At 63.6% G+C, this 20,998-nt stretch carries 18 protein-coding genes and 1 pseudogene; 9 read left to right on the forward strand and 10 right to left on the reverse strand.

Annotation, left to right across the window (positions count from 1 at the left end; genetic code table 11):
- Positions 1–57: 57 nt before the first annotated feature.
- Positions 58–4,602, forward strand: a complete 4,545-nt coding sequence (locus OGL93_RS21585) for a DUF6543 domain-containing protein (RefSeq protein ID WP_263265061.1) — start codon at positions 58–60, stop codon at positions 4,600–4,602.
- A gap of 44 nt (positions 4,603–4,646) precedes the next feature.
- On the opposite strand, the gene OGL93_RS21590 is transcribed toward OGL93_RS21585, so the two are convergent.
- The gene (locus tag OGL93_RS21590; RefSeq protein WP_263265063.1) at positions 4,647–4,829 is read right to left on the reverse strand and encodes a DUF6026 family protein; all 183 of its coding nucleotides are present in this window, start codon (positions 4,827–4,829) and stop codon (positions 4,647–4,649) included.
- A gap of 311 nt (positions 4,830–5,140) precedes the next feature.
- On the opposite strand from OGL93_RS21590, the pseudogene gnd reads away from it, so the two are divergent.
- The 5 genes and pseudogenes from gnd to nudC form a co-directional block, all read left to right on the forward strand.
- Positions 5,141–6,121: pseudogene (gene gnd / locus OGL93_RS21595) on the forward strand (phosphogluconate dehydrogenase (NAD(+)-dependent, decarboxylating)); the annotation flags it as partial.
- Between the two features lie 100 nt (positions 6,122–6,221).
- Positions 6,222–7,730: a glucose-6-phosphate dehydrogenase gene (gene zwf / locus OGL93_RS21600; RefSeq protein ID WP_263265065.1), complete on the forward strand. Its 1,509-nt coding sequence runs from the start codon at positions 6,222–6,224 to the stop codon at positions 7,728–7,730.
- Entirely contained in the window at positions 7,727–8,554 is an 828-nt protein-coding gene (locus OGL93_RS21605; RefSeq protein WP_263265066.1) for an HAD family hydrolase, read from the forward strand. Before zwf ends, OGL93_RS21605 begins: the two co-directional genes overlap by 4 nt.
- A 55-nt stretch (positions 8,555–8,609) precedes the next feature.
- Positions 8,610–9,422 (forward strand): crotonase/enoyl-CoA hydratase family protein, encoded by an 813-nt coding sequence (locus OGL93_RS21610; RefSeq protein ID WP_263265067.1) that lies wholly within the window; start codon positions 8,610–8,612, stop codon positions 9,420–9,422.
- A 96-nt stretch (positions 9,423–9,518) separates the two neighbouring features.
- Positions 9,519–10,349, forward strand: a complete 831-nt coding sequence (nudC, locus tag OGL93_RS21615) for an NAD(+) diphosphatase (RefSeq protein ID WP_263265068.1) — start codon at positions 9,519–9,521, stop codon at positions 10,347–10,349.
- Here nudC and OGL93_RS21620 read toward each other — a convergent pair.
- The 7 genes from OGL93_RS21620 to efeU form a co-directional block, all read right to left on the reverse strand.
- Complete coding sequence (locus tag OGL93_RS21620; RefSeq protein WP_263265069.1) at positions 10,317–11,096, reverse strand: TSUP family transporter; 780 nt, start codon at positions 11,094–11,096, stop codon at positions 10,317–10,319. The genes nudC and OGL93_RS21620 overlap by 33 nt on opposite strands.
- A gap of 185 nt (positions 11,097–11,281) precedes the next feature.
- The gene (locus OGL93_RS21625; protein WP_263265070.1) at positions 11,282–12,046 is read right to left on the reverse strand and encodes an SDR family oxidoreductase; all 765 of its coding nucleotides are present in this window, start codon (positions 12,044–12,046) and stop codon (positions 11,282–11,284) included.
- Positions 12,047–12,057: 11 nt separating this feature from the next.
- Positions 12,058–13,125, reverse strand: coding sequence for a phosphotransferase family protein (locus OGL93_RS21630; RefSeq protein ID WP_263265090.1), 1,068 nt, complete (start codon positions 13,123–13,125; stop codon positions 12,058–12,060).
- Between the two features lie 197 nt (positions 13,126–13,322).
- Positions 13,323–14,144 carry an iron uptake system protein EfeO gene (gene efeO / locus OGL93_RS21635; RefSeq protein WP_263265071.1) on the reverse strand — a complete coding sequence of 274 codons (822 nt, stop codon included), beginning with the start codon at positions 14,142–14,144 and terminating at the stop codon, positions 13,323–13,325.
- 17 nt (positions 14,145–14,161) lie between these two features.
- Positions 14,162–15,469 (reverse strand): iron uptake transporter deferrochelatase/peroxidase subunit, encoded by a 1,308-nt coding sequence (efeB, locus tag OGL93_RS21640; RefSeq protein WP_263265072.1) that lies wholly within the window; start codon positions 15,467–15,469, stop codon positions 14,162–14,164.
- A 9-nt stretch (positions 15,470–15,478) separates the two neighbouring features.
- On the reverse strand, positions 15,479–16,675 hold the full coding sequence (efeO, locus tag OGL93_RS21645; RefSeq protein WP_263265073.1) for an iron uptake system protein EfeO: 1,197 nt from the start codon (positions 16,673–16,675) through the stop codon (positions 15,479–15,481).
- Positions 16,676–16,684: 9 nt separating this feature from the next.
- Positions 16,685–17,524: an iron uptake transporter permease EfeU gene (gene efeU / locus OGL93_RS21650; RefSeq protein ID WP_263265074.1), complete on the reverse strand. Its 840-nt coding sequence runs from the start codon at positions 17,522–17,524 to the stop codon at positions 16,685–16,687.
- Between the two features lie 264 nt (positions 17,525–17,788).
- On the opposite strand from efeU, the gene OGL93_RS21655 reads away from it, so the two are divergent.
- Positions 17,789–18,193 (forward strand): TraR/DksA C4-type zinc finger protein, encoded by a 405-nt coding sequence (locus OGL93_RS21655; RefSeq protein ID WP_263265075.1) that lies wholly within the window; start codon positions 17,789–17,791, stop codon positions 18,191–18,193.
- Positions 18,194–18,309: 116 nt separating this feature from the next.
- Positions 18,310–19,923 carry a methyl-accepting chemotaxis protein gene (locus OGL93_RS21660; RefSeq protein WP_263265076.1) on the forward strand — a complete coding sequence of 538 codons (1,614 nt, stop codon included), beginning with the start codon at positions 18,310–18,312 and terminating at the stop codon, positions 19,921–19,923.
- 7 nt (positions 19,924–19,930) lie between these two features.
- Here OGL93_RS21660 and OGL93_RS21665 read toward each other — a convergent pair whose 3' ends face one another.
- Both OGL93_RS21665 and OGL93_RS21670 read right to left on the reverse strand, forming a co-directional pair.
- A complete protein-coding gene (locus OGL93_RS21665) occupies positions 19,931–20,182 on the reverse strand; it encodes a DUF2789 domain-containing protein (protein ID WP_263265077.1) in 252 nt (83 codons plus the stop codon).
- Between the two features lie 159 nt (positions 20,183–20,341).
- On the reverse strand, positions 20,342–20,470 hold the full coding sequence (locus OGL93_RS21670; RefSeq protein ID WP_263265078.1) for a hypothetical protein: 129 nt from the start codon (positions 20,468–20,470) through the stop codon (positions 20,342–20,344).
- 18 nt (positions 20,471–20,488) lie between these two features.
- On the opposite strand from OGL93_RS21670, the gene OGL93_RS21675 reads away from it, so the two are divergent.
- Positions 20,489–20,959, forward strand: coding sequence for a hypothetical protein (locus tag OGL93_RS21675; protein ID WP_263265079.1), 471 nt, complete (start codon positions 20,489–20,491; stop codon positions 20,957–20,959).
- Positions 20,960–20,998: the final 39 nt, after the last annotated feature.

Below are 20,998 nucleotides of genomic sequence, written 5' to 3' on the forward strand. Positions count from 1 at the left end.
GCCCCGGCCAGGGCACCCCAGACAAGACTGGGGCTCATCTTCGAAGGAGCCCTGACCTTGACTGACTCAGATGTGTTCATCCAACGCCTTTCAGGCCCAGTGGTGCAGCGTATGGCTGCCCAACCCACCCTCGCCATGGTGGCCTGTGACCTGTTGCGATCGACGGTCGCGATGGCGATCAAAGAAGCCGCTCAGCCAGAAGCCCTCACGCTTGGCACCAGCCTGTGGCGCACCTCTGGCGACGAGCAAACGTTCATTGGTTATGCGCTGCAGCCGCTAGCTCAAGTGGTGTATCAACGCTACCTGACCGGCGTGCCAATCGACCTCTATACGGAACTCAATTTCGTCACTGAGCACCCGGGTAGCGAATACCCCCGGCACCTCACCGCCAACCTCAGAGCGCTAGCTGAAGAAATTGACCTGATCGGACCTTTTATCGTGGATGCCTGGTGCGATCGGCTGGCGGCATTCTGGGGGCAGCCCGGGCCAGACGGGCAGAGCCCTTGGGCATGGCTCGCCGACGACCTGCGCCGAAGGGCTTCTCATGGGCTGCGGGCCGCCACGGTAGCTGGCACAGTAGACTCCGCGCATGCCCCGCACGTCGCGATGGCGCTTGGCCTTCGCCCGGTTGATCCGCAGGCCAGGCACCCCGAGGAACAGGCCTGGCAGGCGCGATTGGTGTTTGCAATAGAGTGGCCGGTGCCGATGCTGCTGATAGAGCGAAGCGGGCCAACACCGGCCTGGGTGCTATATTCGCCTAACCGGGGCTTTGCCAGCTTCGACCGCCTGGCAGCGCTTACCGCTTACCTGGGGCAAACGGACGCGGGTTTCGAGCCGGCCCAAGGGGAGGAGCATCCGCTCACGCAGGATATTTTCGGTGCCTGGGCTGGGGCAATACTCGACGGTCATCTGGCCCGGCAGCGCGCTCGAGCGGTGGAGATGCGCAACGCCCATGCCGACCCTGCTACGTTCGAAGCGGTGATGAATACGTTTCCCGCAGCCCTGCTGCTCGACAACGCCACGCATGCCCAACGCAGCGAGGCCATCTCGTCGCGCCTGCCCCAGTGGCTGTCACAAGCGAGCGACCCTGACCGGCTGCGTTATGGGCTGGCGTTGCGCCAAGTGCTGCAGGCGCAGCAGGCCAGTGCAGGAATGCCGTTCCTGGCAGGTATCCCGACAGTGCAAGCCTATGCACGACGGCGCTTGATCGAACAAGCCGCGATCGAGCATCCCGAAGCCCCCCTGCACGACCCCGATGACGTGGTTGTGAGTATTTTCTCTCGCTCCGATGATGCGCTTATCTCGATCGCCGGTGGCGGAGGCACGGTGACGCTGGAAGAACAGAAGATCAGCCTGGTCGACCTGAGCTTGCTGAATACCGGAGGAAGGCCCCCAGGCTGGATGGAGGTGGCTCCCCGGCCAGGCAAGACGTTGCCCGCCTGGCTGGACGACACTAGCGCCTTGGCACTTGTACAGGCCATCGACGTGGGCTCCAGCTACCTGGGCTTGCTACGGGGCGCGCTGAGCATCGGGCCACAGGCGGCCAGGCGCAGGCAGGTGTTCAAGGCGACCGTGGCGGCGCAGGTGCCGCTGTTGGCATTGGAACTCAAGCTCAGGGGCGAAAGCGGGGTGGATGAAGCGGGCATCGCTTTGGTGCGCAGGGCGTTTAGCGGTACCCCGCAGGGCGCTCGCCCGATGGTGGCTCGCCTGGCATTGGAAGCGACCCCAGGTGCGGCGCCCGATGTTGTAGCCGGCATGTTCGTGCTGTTCGATCCCGCCGTCGGTAGCACGACGGTTCTCTATACACCTCTGGGGCGAGAGCCGCTGCGTCAGTTCCCACAGCGCGCCGCGCTGATGGACGCTATCGTCGCCGAGCCTGAGCTGCGCCATACCGTGTTGACTTGGCTCAGCGATACGGCCCAGGCGCGCTATCGCGACGGCGGCCTGCAAGCGCCACACTGGCTGCGCTTCGGCCTGGGCGACGAATTCGCCCCGGCGCCGGCGATAGCACCAGCCAGGCTGATGCCGGTCGCGGTAGAGGGCGACCCGCTCGACGCGCTTTATGACGGTGTGGTTCAAGCCATCACCCTCGCCGCTGACCGGCAGAGCGTGTCTAACCGGGAAAGCTTCTGGATCTCGGCCCGGGAGTTGGGGTGGCTGTTGTTCAATCAAACCTTGCCGTTTATCAGCGGCACTGCTGCCACCGCGGCATGGCTGATCCAGCTCGGCCATTCACTGGATGAACATTACAACGCCGCCGACGCCACTGAAGTGAGCGACGCCTTCAGCAATGAGGAGCTGATCTTTGTCCTGATTCTCGCGCTCCTGACAGAAGGGGCTAACCGTGCGCTTACCCGCGGGTTGCCTGATATCGCGGCGGGCACCGAGCGGGCCCGGTCCCGCGCCTTGGTTCCTGAGTTGGATACGCGTTGGGCTACCGCGGTGCAGACGTTGACCCCGCAGCTGCGTGAGCGGTTGGAGGCTCTAGTGGTGCAAGGGCCCGCCGAGTTGCCCTCGCCGGTGCCCTCCGGTCCATTTCGCGGCCTGGTGCTGGTGGGCAAGCGCTGGCTGGCCCAGGTAGATGGCCGATTGTTCGAGGTCACCCCTGGCGACGGCGAAGCCGTGGTGCTGGACCCCGCCGCGGCAGACCGCCAGGGGCCCTGGCTGCGTCGGGACGAAAGCGGGCGCTGGCGCCTCGACTTACGCTTGCGCCTGCGGGGTGGCGGCCCCAAGCGCAGGTTGGAGCAGCAACGGCAGTTGAATGAGCAGCTACGCGCCCAGGCAGATCAGCATTTGCGAGACATCGAGCAAAACTACCGTCATTTCCGCCAGGGGGGAGAGGAGAGCGAGAGGGTAATCGATAACGCCGTGAAGGCTGGTGATCTGGCCACCGCCCGAGCGCGGCGGATTTCCGAGCAGCACCGCTTGGAGGAGGCTTTCGACAACGGCGTGCGCTTGCGCGACGCTTATGAGGCCATCGGCAAGAAAGTGGCGCTCAGTGACTACAGCCGCCACCTCAGCACCGCCTTGGGCGGGGAAATCAACATCTGCGGTTCCTACCTGTACCTAAGCCGGGAGCGCCTGCTGGATAACCTCAAAGCCCACTCGGCGTTTTCTTCGAGCGGGGAAGCGGGTTTCATGAACGCCCAGCAGGCTCGGGAGTGGTTTGCGTTTCTCCACGAACACATTGAAAGCGCTGAAGCGGCAGAGCTATGGCGAGCCCGGCTCGAAGAGCGGCTCTCGCGCCTGGCTGAAATACCCGTGTTCGGGCCGCGTCTGCTGGCGCAGTTCAAGCCTAAGTTTTCTTCGCTGCGCAGCAGGGTCGAATACCAGATACTCCGCCTGTACATTCAGCTGAGCCTGCTCGAAGAGCCGATGATTCATGACGACCAGGTGCGTGACGGGTGGCGTGAAGCAATGACACCTTTGGTTCTCGGCATGACCACGCACCGGGAAATCGCCCAGGACCCAACGCTGGCCGAAGGGCATGCCGTTGAGCTGCTGGACGGCCTTATCAGCACCTATCAAGCCGCTGAAGATACCGTGGCATGGCTTAAGCAAACGCTCGAGCCAAGGTATGTCAGCGCTGGCATGGACCAGCTAGTAGAAAGGATCGTGGCAGTCAGGGAGGAGGCAGAAGGGCGGCTCAGCAGCTTGATCAAGCAGACCGCCGAACAGGTTACGGCCCCGCCTACCAAGCAGCCGCCGCGCAAGGGTAGCGGGCCAAGGCTCATCCGTACTCGCAACCGCGGCGCTCTGGTTGCCAAGGTCCGCAAGGTAACGGGCCAGCCGACCGAGGAAGTGGCCGAGATCGTGTCGCCGCTGGGTGACACGGTAGTGGCGCGGTTTTCCCATGATCAGGCCCTTGGCGATTGGGTGCAGCAGCCCTTGGGTGGGCCGCGGCCAGACCCCGACAGCGATTCCGGCACCGCCGGCCAAGCCGATGTCGAGCGCCTGGTACAGGAAGCCGACCGCCGTTTGGAGAGCGCCAGGCGCCAACTGGAGCAGGCGCCTCGGCTGGCGCAGGTCACGCGGATTCCCCTGGAGCTAGAAGAACTGCTGAACAACGCTGCCCGGGATCTATCGAGCGTGGCCGAGCGTATCGACAGAGCCTTGACTCGCATCAATGAAACCGATGTAGGTGTGCGGGGCTATGGCAGCGCGGAGGCGAAGGCCAAGGCATTGCGCGAAATGGCTGTCAAGCTCAAGGAGGAGGGGCGCGCGCTGCGTATTCGCTTGACGAAAACCTCGCTACCGACCATTGCCCGGGTGCGTTATCTGGTGAACGAGGGCGAGGCGCGGATCCGCCGGCTTGGCAGTCGCATAGCGCTTAAAGGGCAAGGCAAGCGTAAGGATATCGTGCAGGAATATGCAGTGCAGGAGCTGAGTGGCGCCACATTGTGGTATGCGCATTTCCACTACCCCAACCTGGAGGCCGAAGATGGCCAATACCTGGCCGCGCATTTGAAAACCCCCAGCCAGCGATTCGTTGGGCTCAATACCCAAATGGCGCAGGCGGCGAGTAATGCTGAAGTGGTGAAGATCTATCGAAGCCGGATCGACCCGGTTAATGCGAGGGAGCTGTTCTTCGTTCTACCTTGAAAACCTGCAAGGCACGGCCGATGGGCCGCGCCTTGTGGTAGCCATCAGGCGAGGCGGGCGACCGGGGCGAAGTCGAGAACGCCCTGGTTGGCTCCGGCGAGCATGGTGGTGAGCTGGGCAACCTTGCGCTTGAGTTGATCGCGCTCGGCCTTGAGGTCGTGCAGTTCATCACGGCGGATAGTGACGTACAGCGTTTGAGGTTGTTTTGCTACGACTACGTTACCCATTGCACACCTCGAGATGGCGGACCACTACGTTAAGGATTACCTCGTGGGGGGTTCCCCGCCGGGTTACATCCTTGATCGGCTCCGATTCTGATTTCTTTAATGAGCTTTGGGAACTTTTTATTTTGAGGTTGTCGCCCTGCCCGGCAGGGAAATGGCGCCAAACCCACGTCGCACGTGGCTTTGAGCCATCTTGCCGTTTGTCGGGAAGATTTCCTGGGGCTGCTGAAACCTTCCGGAGGCGCTCCGGACTAACCTTCAGCGGCGGGCTGCTATAAGCTGTAACGGCTTTTCTTACATTTTCTGGAGTTACCGGCATGCAATTGGGAATCGTGGGCTTGGGTCGCATGGGTGGGAATATTTCACGACGCCTCATGCGTAACGGCCATCACACGGTGGTATACGACCGTAATGACCAAGCCGTACAGGCCCTGGTGCCGGATGGAGCCAAAGGCGCGAAGAGCCTGGGCGATCTTGTGGCTCAGCTCGAGCGGCCGCGCGCGGTATGGGTCATGCTGCCCGCTGGCGCCCCTACCGAAGACACCATCAACGAGCTGGCTAGCCTGCTGGAGCCGGACGACGTCATCATCGACGGCGGCAACACCTTCTACAAAGACGACGCCCGCCGCGCCAAGGCGCTGGCTGAGCAACAACTGCATTATGTAGACGTCGGCACCTCCGGCGGCGTATGGGGGCTGGACCGCGGCTACTGCATGATGATCGGTGCCGAAACCGCCGTCTTCGAGCGCCTGGAGCCGCTGTTCGAGACCCTCGCTCCTGGCGTGGGCGAGATCCCCCGTACCAAGGGTCGCGAAGCCGAGCACGTGCGCGCCGAAAAGGGCTACATCCACGCGGGGCCTGCCGGCGCTGGGCACTTCGTGAAGATGATTCACAACGGCATCGAGTACGGCATGATGCAGGCCTTCGCTGAAGGCTTCGACATCCTCAAGACCAAGAACTCCCCACAACTGCCTGAAGACCAGCGCTACGACCTGAACCTTGCGGAAATCGCCGAGGTGTGGCGCCGCGGCAGCGTGGTGTCCTCCTGGCTTCTGGACCTGACGGCCGATGCGCTGGTGTCCGATCCCGAGCTGGCGGGTTATTCCGGCTCGGTGTCCGACAGCGGCGAAGGTCGCTGGACCATCGATGCAGCGGTTGAGCAGGCCGTACCGGTGCCGGTACTGGCCAGCTCGCTGTTTGCGCGTTTCCGTTCCCGCCAGGAAGCCACCTATGGAGACAAGATGCTTTCGGCGATGCGCTTTGGTTTCGGCGGCCACATCGAAGTGAAGAAATAACCCTCAAGCCATGGCCCAGGCGGCGCGCCGGGCCATGGCGACTTGACGTTGCTCGCGCCACTGGCCGCGCAGCTATGCCCCCAACACTGGAGACACCAGTATGAAGCGAGGCAAAACCACGGCCGATCCGGCCCCACCGGCTACCCTCTTTCTTTTCGGCGCCCATGGCGACCTGGTAAAGCGCCTGCTGATGCCGGCGATCTATAACCTGGCGCGCGACGGCCTGCTCGATCCCCATTTGCATATCGTCGGTGTGGACCATAACCCGGTCGGCGACGCCGAATTCGCTGAGCGGCTCAAGGCGTTTATCGTCGAGCAGGTCCGCGCCAAGCATCCCGAACAAGCCGATACGGCTATCGACCCCGCGGTGTGGGGGCCCCTGGCCGAGCGGATCGGCTATGTGACCGGCGACTTCACCGACGACGAAACCTACCAGACGATTGCCCGCAAGCTACAGGCGAACGGGACGGGTAACGCGGTGTTTTACCTGGCGACGTCCCCGCGGTTTTTCACTGAAGTCTCGCAGCGGCTGAACCGCGCCGGCTTGCTTTACGAGCAGCCCCAGGCGTATCGCCGGGTAGTGGTGGAGAAGCCGTTCGGCTCTGACCTTGCCACCGCCCAGGAGCTGAACCGGCAATTGCTGGAGGTGATGGACGAGCGGCAGATCTACCGCATCGATCATTACCTGGGCAAGGAAACCGTGCAGAACATCATGGTCAACCGTTTCTCGAACGGCATCTTCGAAGCCTTCTGGAACAACCACTACATTGACCACGTGCAGATCACCGCCGCAGAAACCGTGGGCGTGGAAACCCGTGGTAACTTCTACGACCAGATCGGCGCGCTGCGTGACATGGTGCCCAATCACCTGTTCCAGCTGCTGGCAATGGTAGCGATGGAGCCGCCGGCCGCCTTCGGCGCCGATGCGGTACGCGGGGAGAAAGCCAAGGTCATAGGTGCGATCCGCCCGTGGTCGACGGAGGAGGCGCTGGCCAACTCCGTACGCGCGCAGTACCGCGCGGGGGAGCAGGGCATGCCGGGGTACCGGGAAGAGCAGCGGGTAGACCCGCAGAGCCAGACCGAAACCTACGTGGCACTCAAGGTGATGATCGATAACTGGCGCTGGATGGGCGTGCCGTTCTATCTGCGCACCGGCAAGCGGCTGAGCGTGCGGGACACGGAAATCGCCATTTGCTTCAAGCCGGCGCCCTATGCTCAGTTCCGCGACACCAACGTGGATTACATCAAGCCCAATTTCCTGCATATCCAGATTCAACCGGACGAAGGCATGTGGTTCGACCTGCAGGCCAAGCGGCCAGGGCCCGCGCTGGTGGTGGATAACGTCAAGCTGGGGTTCGCCTACAAGGACTTCTTCCAGATGCAGCCCTCCACCGGCTACGAGACCTTGCTCTACGATTGCTTCACCGGCGACCAGACCCTGTTCCAGCGGGCGGACAATATCGAGAACGGCTGGCGCGCCGTGCAGCCCTTCCTCGATGCCTGGGCCAGCAATGCGCAGGTGGAGGAGTACCCGGCGGGCACCGACGGCCCGGCAGGGGCGGACGAGCTGCTGGCCCGTGACGGCCGCGCCTGGCATTCGCTGGGATGAGCGCGCCGATCGAGCTGGTACTCAGCGACATGGACGGCACCCTGCTGCGCCGTGACCACAGCCTGGCGCCCGCGGTAGTGGCCGCGGTTGGCCGCTTGCATGACGCCGGCGTGCTGTTCACCCTGGCCAGCGCGCGACCGCCCCGGGCCATGCTGGAGCAGGCGCGAGCGTTGGGCATCACCGCACCGCTGGCAGGCTTCAACGGCGGCCGCCTGGTTTGCCCTGACGGGCGCGTCCTTGAGGCCCACACCATCGCGCCAGAGGCAGTCCGCACCGCATTGGCCTTCTTTGCCGAGCATCCGGTGGACGTGTGGCTGTTCGCCGACGGTGAATGGTTGCTCAAGGACTTTTCCGCCGCGCATTTGCAAACCGAACGCCACGCGCTGGGCTACGACGCGGTGCAGGTCAGCGACTTCAGCCCATGGTTGGGCCGGGTCGACAAGATCGTCGCTACCACGGCGGACCACGCGCTGCTGGAGCGGTTGGAAGCGGCGCTTCAGCCCTTGCTGGCGGGCCAAGCCCACGCGGCGCGGTCACAAGCCTACTACCTGGATGTGACTGCGCTAGAGGCGGACAAAGGCGAAGCGCTGGTTCGCCTGGCGAGGCACTTGAACATCGCGCTGGAGGCCACCGCGGTGCTCGGCGATGGCCATAACGACATCGCCATGTTCAAGCGCGCGGGCCTGGCTATCGCCATGGGGCAGGCCTCCAGTGAGGTGCGCGCCGCCGCCGACGAGGTCAGCGGCAGTAACGAGGAAGATGGGGTCGCCACGGCGATCGAGCGCTTTATCCTGCCCCGGGGGCTGCCCGCTGGCGAGCGATGACCCGGGCCGGGCGGCTTGGTATAGTCCGGCCTCAATAATAATCAGGGAGCTGGCGATGACCGAGTACAGTGCGTTTCGCGTGGAGCGGCAGGGGGCGGTGGCCCACGTGCAGATCAACCGGGCAGAAAAGCGCAATGCGATGAATGCGGCGTTCTGGACGGAAATCGAAGCCATTTTCACCGAGCTGGACACCGCTGACGACGTTCGCGCCGTGGTGCTCAGCGGCGCGGGCGAGCACTTCAGCGCCGGCATCGACCTTGCCTTGCTGGCAGGCGTGGCCGCTGAACTCGGCCCGGACGTAGGGCGCAACGCGCGCCTGCTGCGCCGCAAGATCCACTCCCTGCAGAACGCGCTGACGGCCGTGGAACGTTGCGGCAAGCCGGTGCTCGCGGCTATCCAGGGCTACTGCATCGGCGGGGCGGTGGACCTGATCGCCACCTGCGACATGCGCTATTGCAGCGAAGACGCACGGTTCTCCATCAAGGAAGTGGACATGGGCATGGCCGCTGACGTGGGCACCTTGCAGCGGCTACCGCGGATCATCGGCGACGGCATGCTGCGCGAGCTTGCCTATACCGGGCGCGAAGTGAGGGCCGCCGAGGCGCTGCGCCTGGGGCTGGTCAACCAGGTGTTCCCTACCTCTGAGGCGCTGTTGGAAGGAGTATTCGACCTGGCCGGCCAGATTGCCTGCAAGTCTCCCATCGCGGTAACTGGCACCAAGCGCATGCTCAGCTACATGCGCGACCATTCGGTAGCCGATGGCCTGGAGTACGTCGCTACCTGGAATGCCGCCATGCTGCAGTCGGCCGACCTCAAGCTGGCCATGATGGCAAGCATGAGCAAACAGACCGCGCGATTCGAAGACTGATCGCGTCTCTCGCAGGCCGGGTCTCGCAAACCGGGCATCGCAGGCTGGGCCTCGCAGATTGGTTCAACTGACCGCGCTCATTGGCAGGGTTTGAACATGGAACATCGCTGGAGCACTGCTGTACTCGATACCACGCCCACCGGCGGCTGGGCCGTGGCCCGTAGCCCGGAAGGCTTCATGCATGACAGCCAGGGCGTACTGTTCGCCCGCGACTGGCTCAAGGGCCTGGGGCTGCCGGTGTTGTTCGAGCATGGCATTGGCCGCCTCGATGACCAGCCGGTATACCTGGTGGAGTTCGAGGGGCCGGTGCATGTCGACAACTGCCAGTGGCAAGGGCTGCGCAAGTTTATGTTGCAGGCCGATTTTGCTCACTTCCGCATGTTGGCCTACGCCGCGCAGATCGGCACCTGGGCCCGGGAGCATCGGTTTTGTGGCAGCTGTGGCAAGCCTATGGTCCAAGTGCCCGGCGAGCGCGCCATGTACTGTGATCGCTGCGACCTGCGCAGCTACCCGCGCATTTCGCCGAGCATGATCGTGTTGATCACCCGTGGCGATGAAATACTGCTGGCGCGCTCGCCACGGTTCGTCACGGGGGTCTATAGCACCCTGGCGGGCTTCGCCGAGCCGGGCGAGTCCGCCGAGGAATGTGTGATCCGCGAAGTTCGCGAAGAGGTCAGCCTGGAGGTGCGCAACATCCAGTACATCGCCAGCCAGTGCTGGCCGTTCCCCCACTCGATGATGCTGGGCTTCCATGCCGAATACGCCAGTGGCGAGATCATCCCGCAGGTGGACGAAATCGAGGATGCGCGCTGGTTCCGCATCGATGCCTTGCCGCCTCTGCCAGCCGCTCGCTCGATCGCCCGCTATCTGATCGACCTTTATGTGGCTCGCCGCTCAGGCTTGGCCGAACCAGTGCTGCCAGGCTAGGCGCACCGTCAGCGCAAGCACCACGCAGATAAACACCGGGCGGATGAACGCCGCGCCACCGCTGATTGCGGTGCGCGCGCCGAGGAAGGCGCCCACCATCAGGCTCAAGCCCATGCTCAGGCCAATCAGCCAGTCCACTTGGTCGTTAGCAATGAACACCACCAAGGCAGCGATGTTGCTGACGAAGTTCATGCTGCGCGCCACGCCGCTGGCCTTGACCAGGTCGATGGGGTACAGCAGCAGTGTGCTGACGGTCCAGAAGGCACCGGTGCCTGGGCCGGCTACCCCGTCATAGAACCCCAGCCCCAGCCCTTGTGGCCCTTGCCAGGTTTTACGAATGAGCGCGTTGCTGTCCAGGGGGGCCTTCGGGGTGCCGCCGAACAACAGGTAAAGCCCACAGGCGAACACGATCACCGGCAGCATTTTGTTCAGCCATTGCGCCGGGAGGTAGTGGGCGACCACGGCGCCGATCAGTGAGCCTATGGCCGTGCATACCAGCGCGTTGCGCCATTGCCGGGGGTTGAACAGCTTGCGCCGGTAATAGGTGAAGCTGGCGGTTGCCGAACCGAAGGTTGAGCTGAGCTTGTTGGTGCCCAGCACCAAATGCGGCGGCAGGCCGGCGGTGAGCAGCGCCGGCGTGGTCAACAAGCCGCCTCCGCCTGCGATGGCGTCGATGAAACCGGCAAGGAAGGCAACAGCGGCGAGAATAGCGAGGGTGGTCGGCGCAACGCTGAGATCGAAAGGCATGGGGTGGGCTGCTTGGGAACGGTGCGGCATTCTACCCCATGTTCCGCGAGCGGGCGCCAGCCTGCGAACCAGGCGGCCGCCGTGTTCGCACGCGCCGCAGGTTCGCGGGCTTCACAGGCTCCGCCCTGTTCGATGGATTGAACCGGGTAGGTGCTGGCGCAGCCCGCGAATCACACGCGCACAGGTTAGGACAGGTAGCCCCCATCCACGTTTAGCGCGGTCCCGGTGGTGTAGCTCGAAGCCGCGCTGGCCAGGTACAGCACGGCGCCGGCCATTTCGTCTGGAGCGGCCACGCGGCCCAGCGGGATATGGGTCAAGGCGTGGGACAGGATTTTCTCGTTGCTGACCAGCGCCGAAGCGAACTTGGTGTCGGTCAGGCCCGGCAGCAGGGCATTGCAACGGATGCCCAGTGGCGCGCACTCCTTGGCGAACACCTTGGTCATGTTGATCACTGCCGCCTTGGTGACCGAATAAATGCCCTGGAAGGCCCCTGGGGTCACGCCGTTGATCGAGGCGACGTTGATGATGCTGCCGCCGCCATGGGTGCGCATGAGCTTGCCGGCTTCCACCGACATGAAGAAGTAGCCGCGGATGTTCACGTCGACAGTCTTCTGGAAGGCCGACACGTCAGTGTCCAGCACATGGCAGAACTGCGGGTTGGTCGCGGCATTGTTGACCAGTACATCGAGGCGGCCGAAGCGTTCCTTGATGGTTTCGAAGGTCGCTTGGATCTGCTCCAGCTCACCGATGTGGCAGGCAATGGCGGTGGCTTGGCCCCCTTCGGCGACGATGGCCTCGGCGACAGCCTGGCAGCCCTCCAGTTTGCGGCTGGATACGATCACATGGGCACCCTGGCGGGCCAACAGGCGGGCGATAGCCTCGCCGATGCCGCGGCTGGCGCCTGAAACGAAGGCGATCTTGCCGGAAAGGTCGAAAAGGTCGGTGGACATGAAACCTCCTGTCAAAGGGCCGAGCGGCCGATCGCCTGCAAGCTCATCTGTTCGAGCAAGGCGTTCATGCCAATGAACGGAGCGAAACGCGGGTCACGCGTTTGCCCGTGGTAGTAGCGGTAGTAGATCTGCTGCACGATGCCGGCGAGGCGGAACAGCCCCTGCACGTAGTAGAAGTCGAAGTTGCCGACGGCAATCCCGGAACGCTCCGCGTAATAGGCGACCATTTCGGCCCGGGTGAGCATGCCTGGCGCATTGCTCGGCTGGCGCCGGGTGAGCTGCACGGGTTGCGGGTCCCCGGCTTCGATCCAGTAGGCCAGGCAATTGCCCAAGTCCATCAAGGGGTCGCCAAGGGTGGCCAGCTCCCAGTCCAGCACGCCAGTGATGCGCGTGGGGTTGGCCGGGTCGAGTATCACGTTGTCGAAGCGGTAGTCGTTATGGATGAGGCTGGCATGACCGCTGTCGGCGGGCATCTTGTCACGCAACCAGGCCATGACGGTTTCCCAAGCCGGCGCATCCGGGGTGATGGCATTGGTGTAACGCTCGCACCAGCCGTCGATCTGCCGCTTCACGTAGCCTTCCGGGCGGCCCAGGTCGGCCAGGCCGAGGGCGGTGTAGTCGACCTGATGCAATTCGACCAGGCGGTCGATGAAGCTCTTGCACAAGGCCGTGGTCGCTTCGGCGTCGAGGCCAAGCTCGGGCGGAAGGTCCTTGCGCAGGATCACTCCACGCAGCCGCTCCATCACATAGAATTGCGCGCCAATCACGCTTTCATCGGTGCACAGCAGCACCGGCCGCGGGCAATAACCGAAGCCGCGGCTGAGCTTATCCAGAATGCGGTATTCGCGCGCCATGTCGTGGGCGCTGCGGGCTTTGTGGCCGAAGGGCGGGCGGCGCAGCACCAGCTCGCGGTCAGGGTAGGCGAGCAGGTAGGTCAGGTTGGAGGCGCCTCCGGGAAACTGGCGTATGGCCGGCGTACCGGTGAGGTTAGGCAGGTGTGCCTTGAGGCAGGCGTCGACGGCGTGGCCATCGAGTTCCTCGCCTTCGCGCAAGCTAATGGTCTGATCGTTGAGCGCCATGCGGGTCCCTTGGGTTGAATGGCTCATGGCTGGGCAATCTAATTGCCGAGCCGGGCCGGAACAAGGGTAGCAGGGGTGTTATCAAGCAGCGTGTTGGAGGGGCATACACGTTTGCAGGAGCAGGCTAAGCCCGAGAACCCGCTCGCAGCGGTTCTCGGGCCAGCGCCTGTGCCTGCACAGGCAAGGGCGCCGCGGCCTTAGTTCAGGCCCAGCTTGCCACGCAGGGTGGACAGGTCTTCGGCCAGGGTATTCACCGGGCCGATCAGCGCTTTGCGGTCGCGTTCCTTGACCTTGTCATAGGTTTCGAAGCCGCCGTCCTTGGTCTTGTACTTGGCCAGGATGTTCTCCACGGTGGCGAAGTTCTTGTCGACCTTGGCCGCGAAGGCTTTGTCCTGGGTTTCGATCTGCGGGCGGAACAGCTCGACGATTTTCTTCGCGCCGTCCACGTTGCCCTGGAAGTCATACAGGTCGGTGTGGCTGTAGCGGTCTTCTTCGCCGCTGACCTTGGTAGCGGCCACTTCTTCGAGCAGCGCGGCAGCGCCACCCACGACCTTCTCAGGCGGGAAGGTCAGGCCAGCGATGCGCCCTTGCAGGTCTTTGACGTCCTTGATCAGCTGGTCGGCGAAAGCTTCGGAGCCCTTGGTGGTGTTCTTGTCGAACAGGTAATACTCGATCCGATGGAAACCGGTGAAGTCTTCGGCGGTCACGCCTTTTTCATGATCATCCACGCGCGAGTCGATGGAGGCATCCAGGTCGCTAAACAGTTCGGCGATAGGCTCGATCGCCTCGTAGTGCACGCGGGTGGGGGCATAGAGTTTCTTGGCCTTGGCGACGTCGCCAGCCTTGACCGCGTCGGTGAAGGCCTGGGTCTCGGTGACCAGTTTGTCCACTTCCTCGGTCACGTAGATTTTGTAGTCGGAGATCGGCTGCACGAGGTCCAGGGCCGCTGGCGCCGCGGCGAACGCGGGTGCTGCGAGGGCGGTCATGGCAATCATGGACGCGAGCAAGGTCTGTTTCATATGGAGCATCCCCTAGGTCAAGTGGTGGTGTTGTTGGAAGGCGTAGCGAGTAGCAGTGTGCGGCCGATGAAGTCTTCGGGGCCGCGCACGCCGGGGAGGGTGAAGAAGTAGCCCCCGCCGGTGGGTTTGAGGTATTCCTCCAGCGGCTCGCCATTGAGGCGGCGCTGGACGGTAATGAAGCCTTGCTCCAGGTCGGCCTGGTAACAGATGAACAGCAAACCCATGTCCAGCTGGCCGTTCTTGTTCACGCCGTTGGAATAGTTAAAGGGGCGGCGCAGGATCAGGTTCGCCTCGCTGCCCGGCGTACGCGGGTTGGCCAGGCGGATGTGCGCGTCCAGCCGGGTCAGCTTGCCCTCGGCATCGTTCTGGTAATCGGGCAGGGTGAACTCGTTGCCGCCGTGCATGGGCGCGCCGCTGTCCTTACGGCGGCCGAAGATCCCCTCCTGCTCCTGCAAGGGCGTGCGGTCCCAGCGTTCGACGAAGTTACGGATGATCCGCACCGCCTGGTAGCTGCCATGCGCCGCCCAAGCGGGCTCGTCGCTGGCCGGTTGCACCCACACCAGGCGATCCATCTGGGCCAGATCGGTAGAGTCCGGGTTGGCGCTGCCGTCGCGAAAGCCCAGGAAGTTACGCGCGTTCTGTGCCGGCTCGCCCGGCTTGGTCGGCGCCTGCGGCGGCACCGTGCCTTCCTGCTTCCAGCGCACGAAGAGCAGGTCCGGAAGGTTCTTGATGATGTCGCGCAACGCATGGATGTTGGTGTCGGCGGTGTTCGAGCAAAACTGCAGGCTGAGATCGCCGTGGCAGCGGTCTTCTTCGAGCGCATCGTTGGGGAAGCCCACCATGCGGCTCAACCGGCGCGGCTTGAGCGCTTCCAGGCCGTAGCGGTCGTCGAACAGCGAAGCGCCCACGGAAACGGTGATGGTGAGGTTGTCCGGGCTCACCACCGGGCCGAGGATGCCGGAATCGGCGGGAGGTAGCTTCGGGTCCAGGGCCGGGGCAGGGCCGCCCTGGACTAGAAAACGGATGCGCTCGTCCAGGGTGCGGAACAGCCGCTCCAGATCGCCCCGGTCATTGGCGAGCACATCGAAGGCGACCACCATGCCCGCGGTTGGGCGTGGCGTGACGATACCGGCTTGATGCAGCCCTTCGTACGGATGACGGTCCCCAGTGCGCTCGCTTTTCGGCGCCTCGGTCACCTTGCCCTCGTTAGCCTGCGCCAGCATCGGGCAGCCCAGGCCACTCCCGGCCAGGGCTGCGCCCGCGGCACCCAGGCCAAGCAGCACGCGGCGACGTTCGGGGGAGGGGAGGATAGGTTTGTCAGTCATTGCATGCCTTCACAGATCGGACAGGCCGAGGGCCGGGTCGATGCCGTCCAGGGCGTCGGCCAGGGCGCGCGCGCGGTCGGCGATGGCTTGGCGCTGCGGCTGGGCCAGCTGGTCATAGGGGGGGTATTGGCCATTGGTGCGCTGGGCTTGCAGCTGCTCGGCGAGCGCGGCGCTGGCCTGGTCGATCCTGGCTTGCAGGTCGCCGGCGTTCTTCTCCACCAGGGGGCGCAGCAGCCCAATCACCTTGTTGGTGCCTTCGAGGTTGGCGGCGAAGCCATTGAGGTCCTGATGGCTGTAACGCTCCTCTTCGCCGTTGAACCGGTGCTCGGCCAGGGTGCGCAGATTGCGCGAAACCATGGCGACCAGCTGGTCCGGTGGGATGGGCTGAGCGAGAAGCTGGGCCCTGAGCTGGTTCACATCGGCTAGCAGCTTTTGCGCAACGGGTGCCAGCGCCTGCGCAGCACCTGCGTTCTGGCCGAACAGCCCGTATTCCAGGCGGTGGAAACCGGCGAAGGCTGGGTCTTGCTCGCGCTGCTCGTAGTAATCGGCACGGGCGTCGATGGCATTGTTCAGTTCCGCCAGGCGTTGCGCCGCGCCGGCGATGCGCTGGTAAGCGGCCCGGGCGGGCGCATAGAGTTCACGGGCGCGGGGCAGGTCGCCGGCGCTTAGCGCGGCTGTCAGCTCCCCCACGGCCTTGATCAATGCCGAGCCTTGTTGGCTGAGGTACACCCGGTATTCGGAGAGCGGGCCGATAAAGGTGGTCAGCGACGGGCGCGCCTTCGCGCGGGCGTCGGACTCGGCGGTGGCAGTCACCGTCAGGCTGCCACGTGGATTGCTGAGCAGCCCGCAGGTGATTGCATAGTGGCCGGGCTCAAGGCTGGCGTTGATCAGCTGGCTCATGCCGGGGGCGATGTTCTCGCGCTCCTCGAGCACCAGCACGCCATCGAGGATCTCCCATTCCACCGCACGGTCGGAGGCGTTGACGATGCGAAACGCCGCCTTGCCGGCGGGTACGCTCAACGCTGCGGGTTCACAGCTGTGATCAAGGATGGTAACCAGCGTTTCCTGGCCAGCGTGCGCCTTGCGCTTTTGCGTGGCGACGTTCGCGGCATAGTAGAACAGGCCGCCTGCGGCGATCATCAAGACCACCGAACCGGCAACCGCCACGCGCAGGAGGCGGGGCGGCCGAGGTGCAGAGTTGGGCATGAAAGACCCTTAAGGGTGACTGACAGAAGGTGCGGCGCCACGGCGCGCGCGATCCGGGGTAAAGAACAGCACGAGAGCGACCACCAGGTAGCCGGCCCAGGCGCCGAGAGTGCTTATGGTCGGGGTGTCCTGGTAGCCGAACATGCCGGCCAGGATTGCCCCGGTAGGGCTGTCGACTGGCAACTGGGCGCTCCAGTCGAATACCACTTGCTGCAAGCCATTCCACACGCCTGCTTCGTGCAGCGCCTGCACGGAATTAGCGAGGATGCCGGCCGCGACTACCAGAATGAACAGCCCTGTCCAACGGAAGAACCGCGACAGGTTGAGTTTCAGGCTCCCGCGATACAGGGCGACGCCTGCCAGTACCGCCGCGATCAGCCCCAGCAGCGCGCCCAACGGAGCGCTGGCACCGTCGCTCTGCTGGAACACCGCCAGCAGGAAGAACACGGTTTCCAAGCCTTCCCGCGCGACGGCGAAGAACACCATGGCGATAAGAGCGAACACCTGGTTGCGCGACCCCGCCAAGGCCTGGTCAAGGGAAGCGTGCAGCGACTGCTTGATCGACCGTGCGACCTTGCGCATCCAGAACACCATCGAACTGAGAATGCCCACCGCCGCCAGGCCGATCAGGCCCTCGAATAACTCTTGCTGCTTTTGCGGGAACTCGGCGCTGGCCAGCTCCAGCCCGCCCCCGGCCAGCAATGCCAGCGCGCAGGCAAGAAATACCCCTACCCAAACGGCGGGCATCCACTCGCCCCGGCCGGTCTGCTTGAGATAACTGGCAATAATGCCGACGATCAGCGCAGCTTCTATGCCTTCGCGCAGCATGATCAGGAACGGGACGAGCATCTGGCACCGCGGTAAAGGTAATGAGATTTCGTTTTGTAACATAATGAGACTCATTATTGAACTCGCTCGCCGGGAAGTTTCATGTTTCCAGCCGCTTCCCGACAGAGGGCACCTATGCACCCCACGGCGGCCAATTGCGCCAGCGGTATTGCTGCTTGCCCGTCGCGGCCGTAGACTCCCGCCCCTCATTTGACTATTACCGTCGCCCGGCCCTGCCAGGGTGACCGGCCACCGATCCGTCTCACCAGGTTTATCGAGATATCAATGACGAAGGAAAAGTTGCTGGCGATGCCGGCCGATGACTACATGAACGCCGACCAGCAGGCTTACTTCACCAAGCTGCTGCAGGCCATGAAGGTCGAAACCCAGGCGCGCATCGACGAGAGCCGTTCGGCCATCGAGAGCCTGGACTCCCCGGCAGACCCGGCAGATGCCGCTTCCGTGGAAGAAGAGCGCCACTGGTTGGTCAACGCCATCGAACGCGATCAGCGCCTGCTGCCGCAGCTTGAACAAGCGCTGGGCCGTATCGCCGAGGACACCTTCGGCTGGTGTGAAGACAGCGGCGAGCCAATCGGCCTCAAGCGCCTGTTGATCAGCCCGACCACCAAGTACTGCATCGAGGCCCAGGAGCGCCACGAGCAGATCGACCGCCACCAGCGCCAGGCCTGAGGCCCGACCTGCGACACCAGTCATCGCGTGCGACCAAGGCCGCATGGCTGCCTTCGCGACGATAGCCCAAGATGGGGGAAGACCAATAACAACGTCCCCCCGCTGGAGTCGCGAGCATGAACCTTCCTGGTGCAGTGCAGGGTTTACCTTCTTCCCATGACGTACCGGCCACCGCTGCTGCGCGGCATTGGTGGCGTGCGGTGCTGCAAAGCGTATTGGCGGTGGCCGCGGTGGCGGGTGCCACGCTGGCCGGATGGCCTCCACTCGCTACCGCGGCGCTGACCTTGCTGGCCGTATGGTTACCGATGGTGCCGAGGGGCAGGGCCGTTGTAGTCAATGCCGCAGCGGCAACAGCCATGACAGCCCTGACCCAGGACTTGTCCAAAGCTACCAGCCACAATGCGCTTTCCGCGGCCGGTGTCGCCTGGTCGGTTCGCCAGCTGGCCGGGAGGGTGCAGTCCCAGCTTGCCGCCGCTGCGCGCATCGTCGCCAACGCCGAGGCCATGATTCGCACCGAGGAAGTGGCGAGTTCCTTCAGTGCGCAAGCTCTGGAAGCAGCCTCCCAGGCCCGGCAGAGCAGCGCCCACGGCCGCGGTGTGCTGGCCGAATCCATCGGCCGGATGCAGCAGCTGAGCGAGCGTGCCAACCGCAGCCGTCAGTCCATTGAAGTGCTCAGCCAGCGTAGCGAGGACATTCAGCGAGTGGCGCTGGTGATTCAGTCCATCGCCAGCCAGACTAACCTGTTGGCGTTGAACGCAGCGATCGAGGCTGCTCGCGCTGGCGAGCACGGGCGCGGTTTCGCCGTCGTCGCCGATGAAGTACGCAGCCTGGCCGGGCGTACCGCGACCGCTACCGAGGAAGTAGGGCGCATGGTGCTGGAAATCCAGCAACGCACCGCCGAGGTGGTTGAGCAGATCGGCCTGCTCAGCGAGGATCTGGACCGCGGTCTGGAGCAGGTCGAGCATACCGGCGGCGAGCTGGAACGGATTGCCGGGTTGGCCGAGGGCGTAGAACAGCAGGTACAGACCATCGCCGAAGGCGCTCAGGGCAACCAGCAGCAGCTCGAAGAACTATTCTCGGCGGTTGCCGGCATGCGCGAGGATCTCGCCAGCAGTGACCAGCAAACCCGGGCATTGGCCGAGGCGGCGGCGCGGATGGAACGCCAGGCCGAGGTGATCAGCGAACGGTTGGCTGAGGTCGGGCTGGATGAGTATCACCAGCGTGTGTACAGCCTGGCCGTGGAGGGCGCGCAAGCGATAGAAGCGCGTTTCGAGCAGGACCTGGCAGCGGGCCGCATCACCCTGGAAGACCTCTTCGACCGGCAGTATCGGGTGATTGCCGGCACAGCGCCGGCCAAGTATCAGACCCGTTTCGATCGCTATACGGACGAGGTACTGCCCGCGATCCAGGAACCCCTGCTCAAACGCCATGAGGGCATGGTGTTTGCGATCGCCTGCACGCCCGAGGGCTACGTGCCCACGCACAACCAGGCATTCAGCCGCCCACCCAGCGGCGACCTTAAGCAGGACATGGTGTATTCAAGAAGCAAGCGCAAGTTCGACGATCGCACCGGCATCCGCTGCGGCAGCCACCAGAAGCCCTTGCTCTTGCAAACTTATACGCGCGATACCGGAGAGCTGATGCATGACCTCTCGGTGCCGATCATGCTCCGCGGGCGCCATTGGGGTGGCCTGCGCCTGGGCTACAAGCCCCAGGCGGCCGGCGGGTGAGCCAGCGTTAGCTGGCCTTGGCGTTACTTTCATGGTGAAGCCGGGTGTTGAGCTCATCTACCCAAGGCGCTTTTTCATCGTCGCCCTGGATCGCTTCTTTGAGGAAGCTGGCCTGGGATTCGCTCCAGAAGCTTGCTTCCGAAACCTTCACGTCCGCAGGAAGTTGATGTTCGTCGATAAACTTGTCGATTTCCTCCTCGGTCGTGCCCAGGCCTAGCTGTGCGAACAGACTTTCAAGGGTGAAGTGAACGTCTTCCATGGAGCCTCCGATTGAACGTTCCGTAAACAGGATTACATCGCTGGTTTGAGCCTCAGGGCGCGCCAGGAGTTCGCCGTTTTTCCTACAGATTTCCACAATGATCGGAAAGGGCTTTTCTTCGCGAGTGTTTTTGATGAGAATCCTTGATACCGGCGCCTGTCATGTGGCCGCGACCGTCTTCAGGTCGCTTTTTCTTTTCGCCGGCCCGTTGTTCAGACCAAGGGCTTTTTCCGCGGAGTCGCCGGCCAACTGCAAGGCGGCTGAAGCGGTGGCGACCGGTTCTTTCATCTGGTTGAGGATCTTTCGTTGGCAGTCAGCAATCTGGATATGCACGCGCTATTTGTGCTGGGCGATTTACGCGCAAAGTTGGTTAAGTTATTTCAATCACGTTTTGTCTACATTACCGAACAATCCGCAGACAGCTTGTACATGGCTGAAGTCGATACCGAAGCTGCACTGGTGGTCGACGACAAACCCGGCTTGCAACTGAAAGTAGGGGATCATTTTCGCGCTGCCGTGTTGCCCAGCCGGGAAGGCGGCAAGTTTGAAATCAAGTTTCGTGACCTTAAGTTCACCATCTATGGCCTGGGCGAATATGCCTTCGTGGAGACGCCGCTTGGCAGCGGCGTACTGTTCCGCCAAGGGCAGAGCGTGATGTTGATTTTCGCCGCCAACGAGCAACTTGTGGGCGGCTTGACCAAGCCGCTCAAGGCCGCGGTGGCAAAGGCGGCGAAGTGGCGTAATGGCGAGCTGACGTTCAAAGCAAGCGAACAGTAAGCGCAGCGCGCGGCGCAACCTCAACTAGGCTGTGGTCTG

The organism is Pseudomonas sp. RIT-PI-S (assembly GCF_025642975.1).
Lineage (GTDB): Bacteria > Pseudomonadota > Gammaproteobacteria > Pseudomonadales > Pseudomonadaceae > Aquipseudomonas.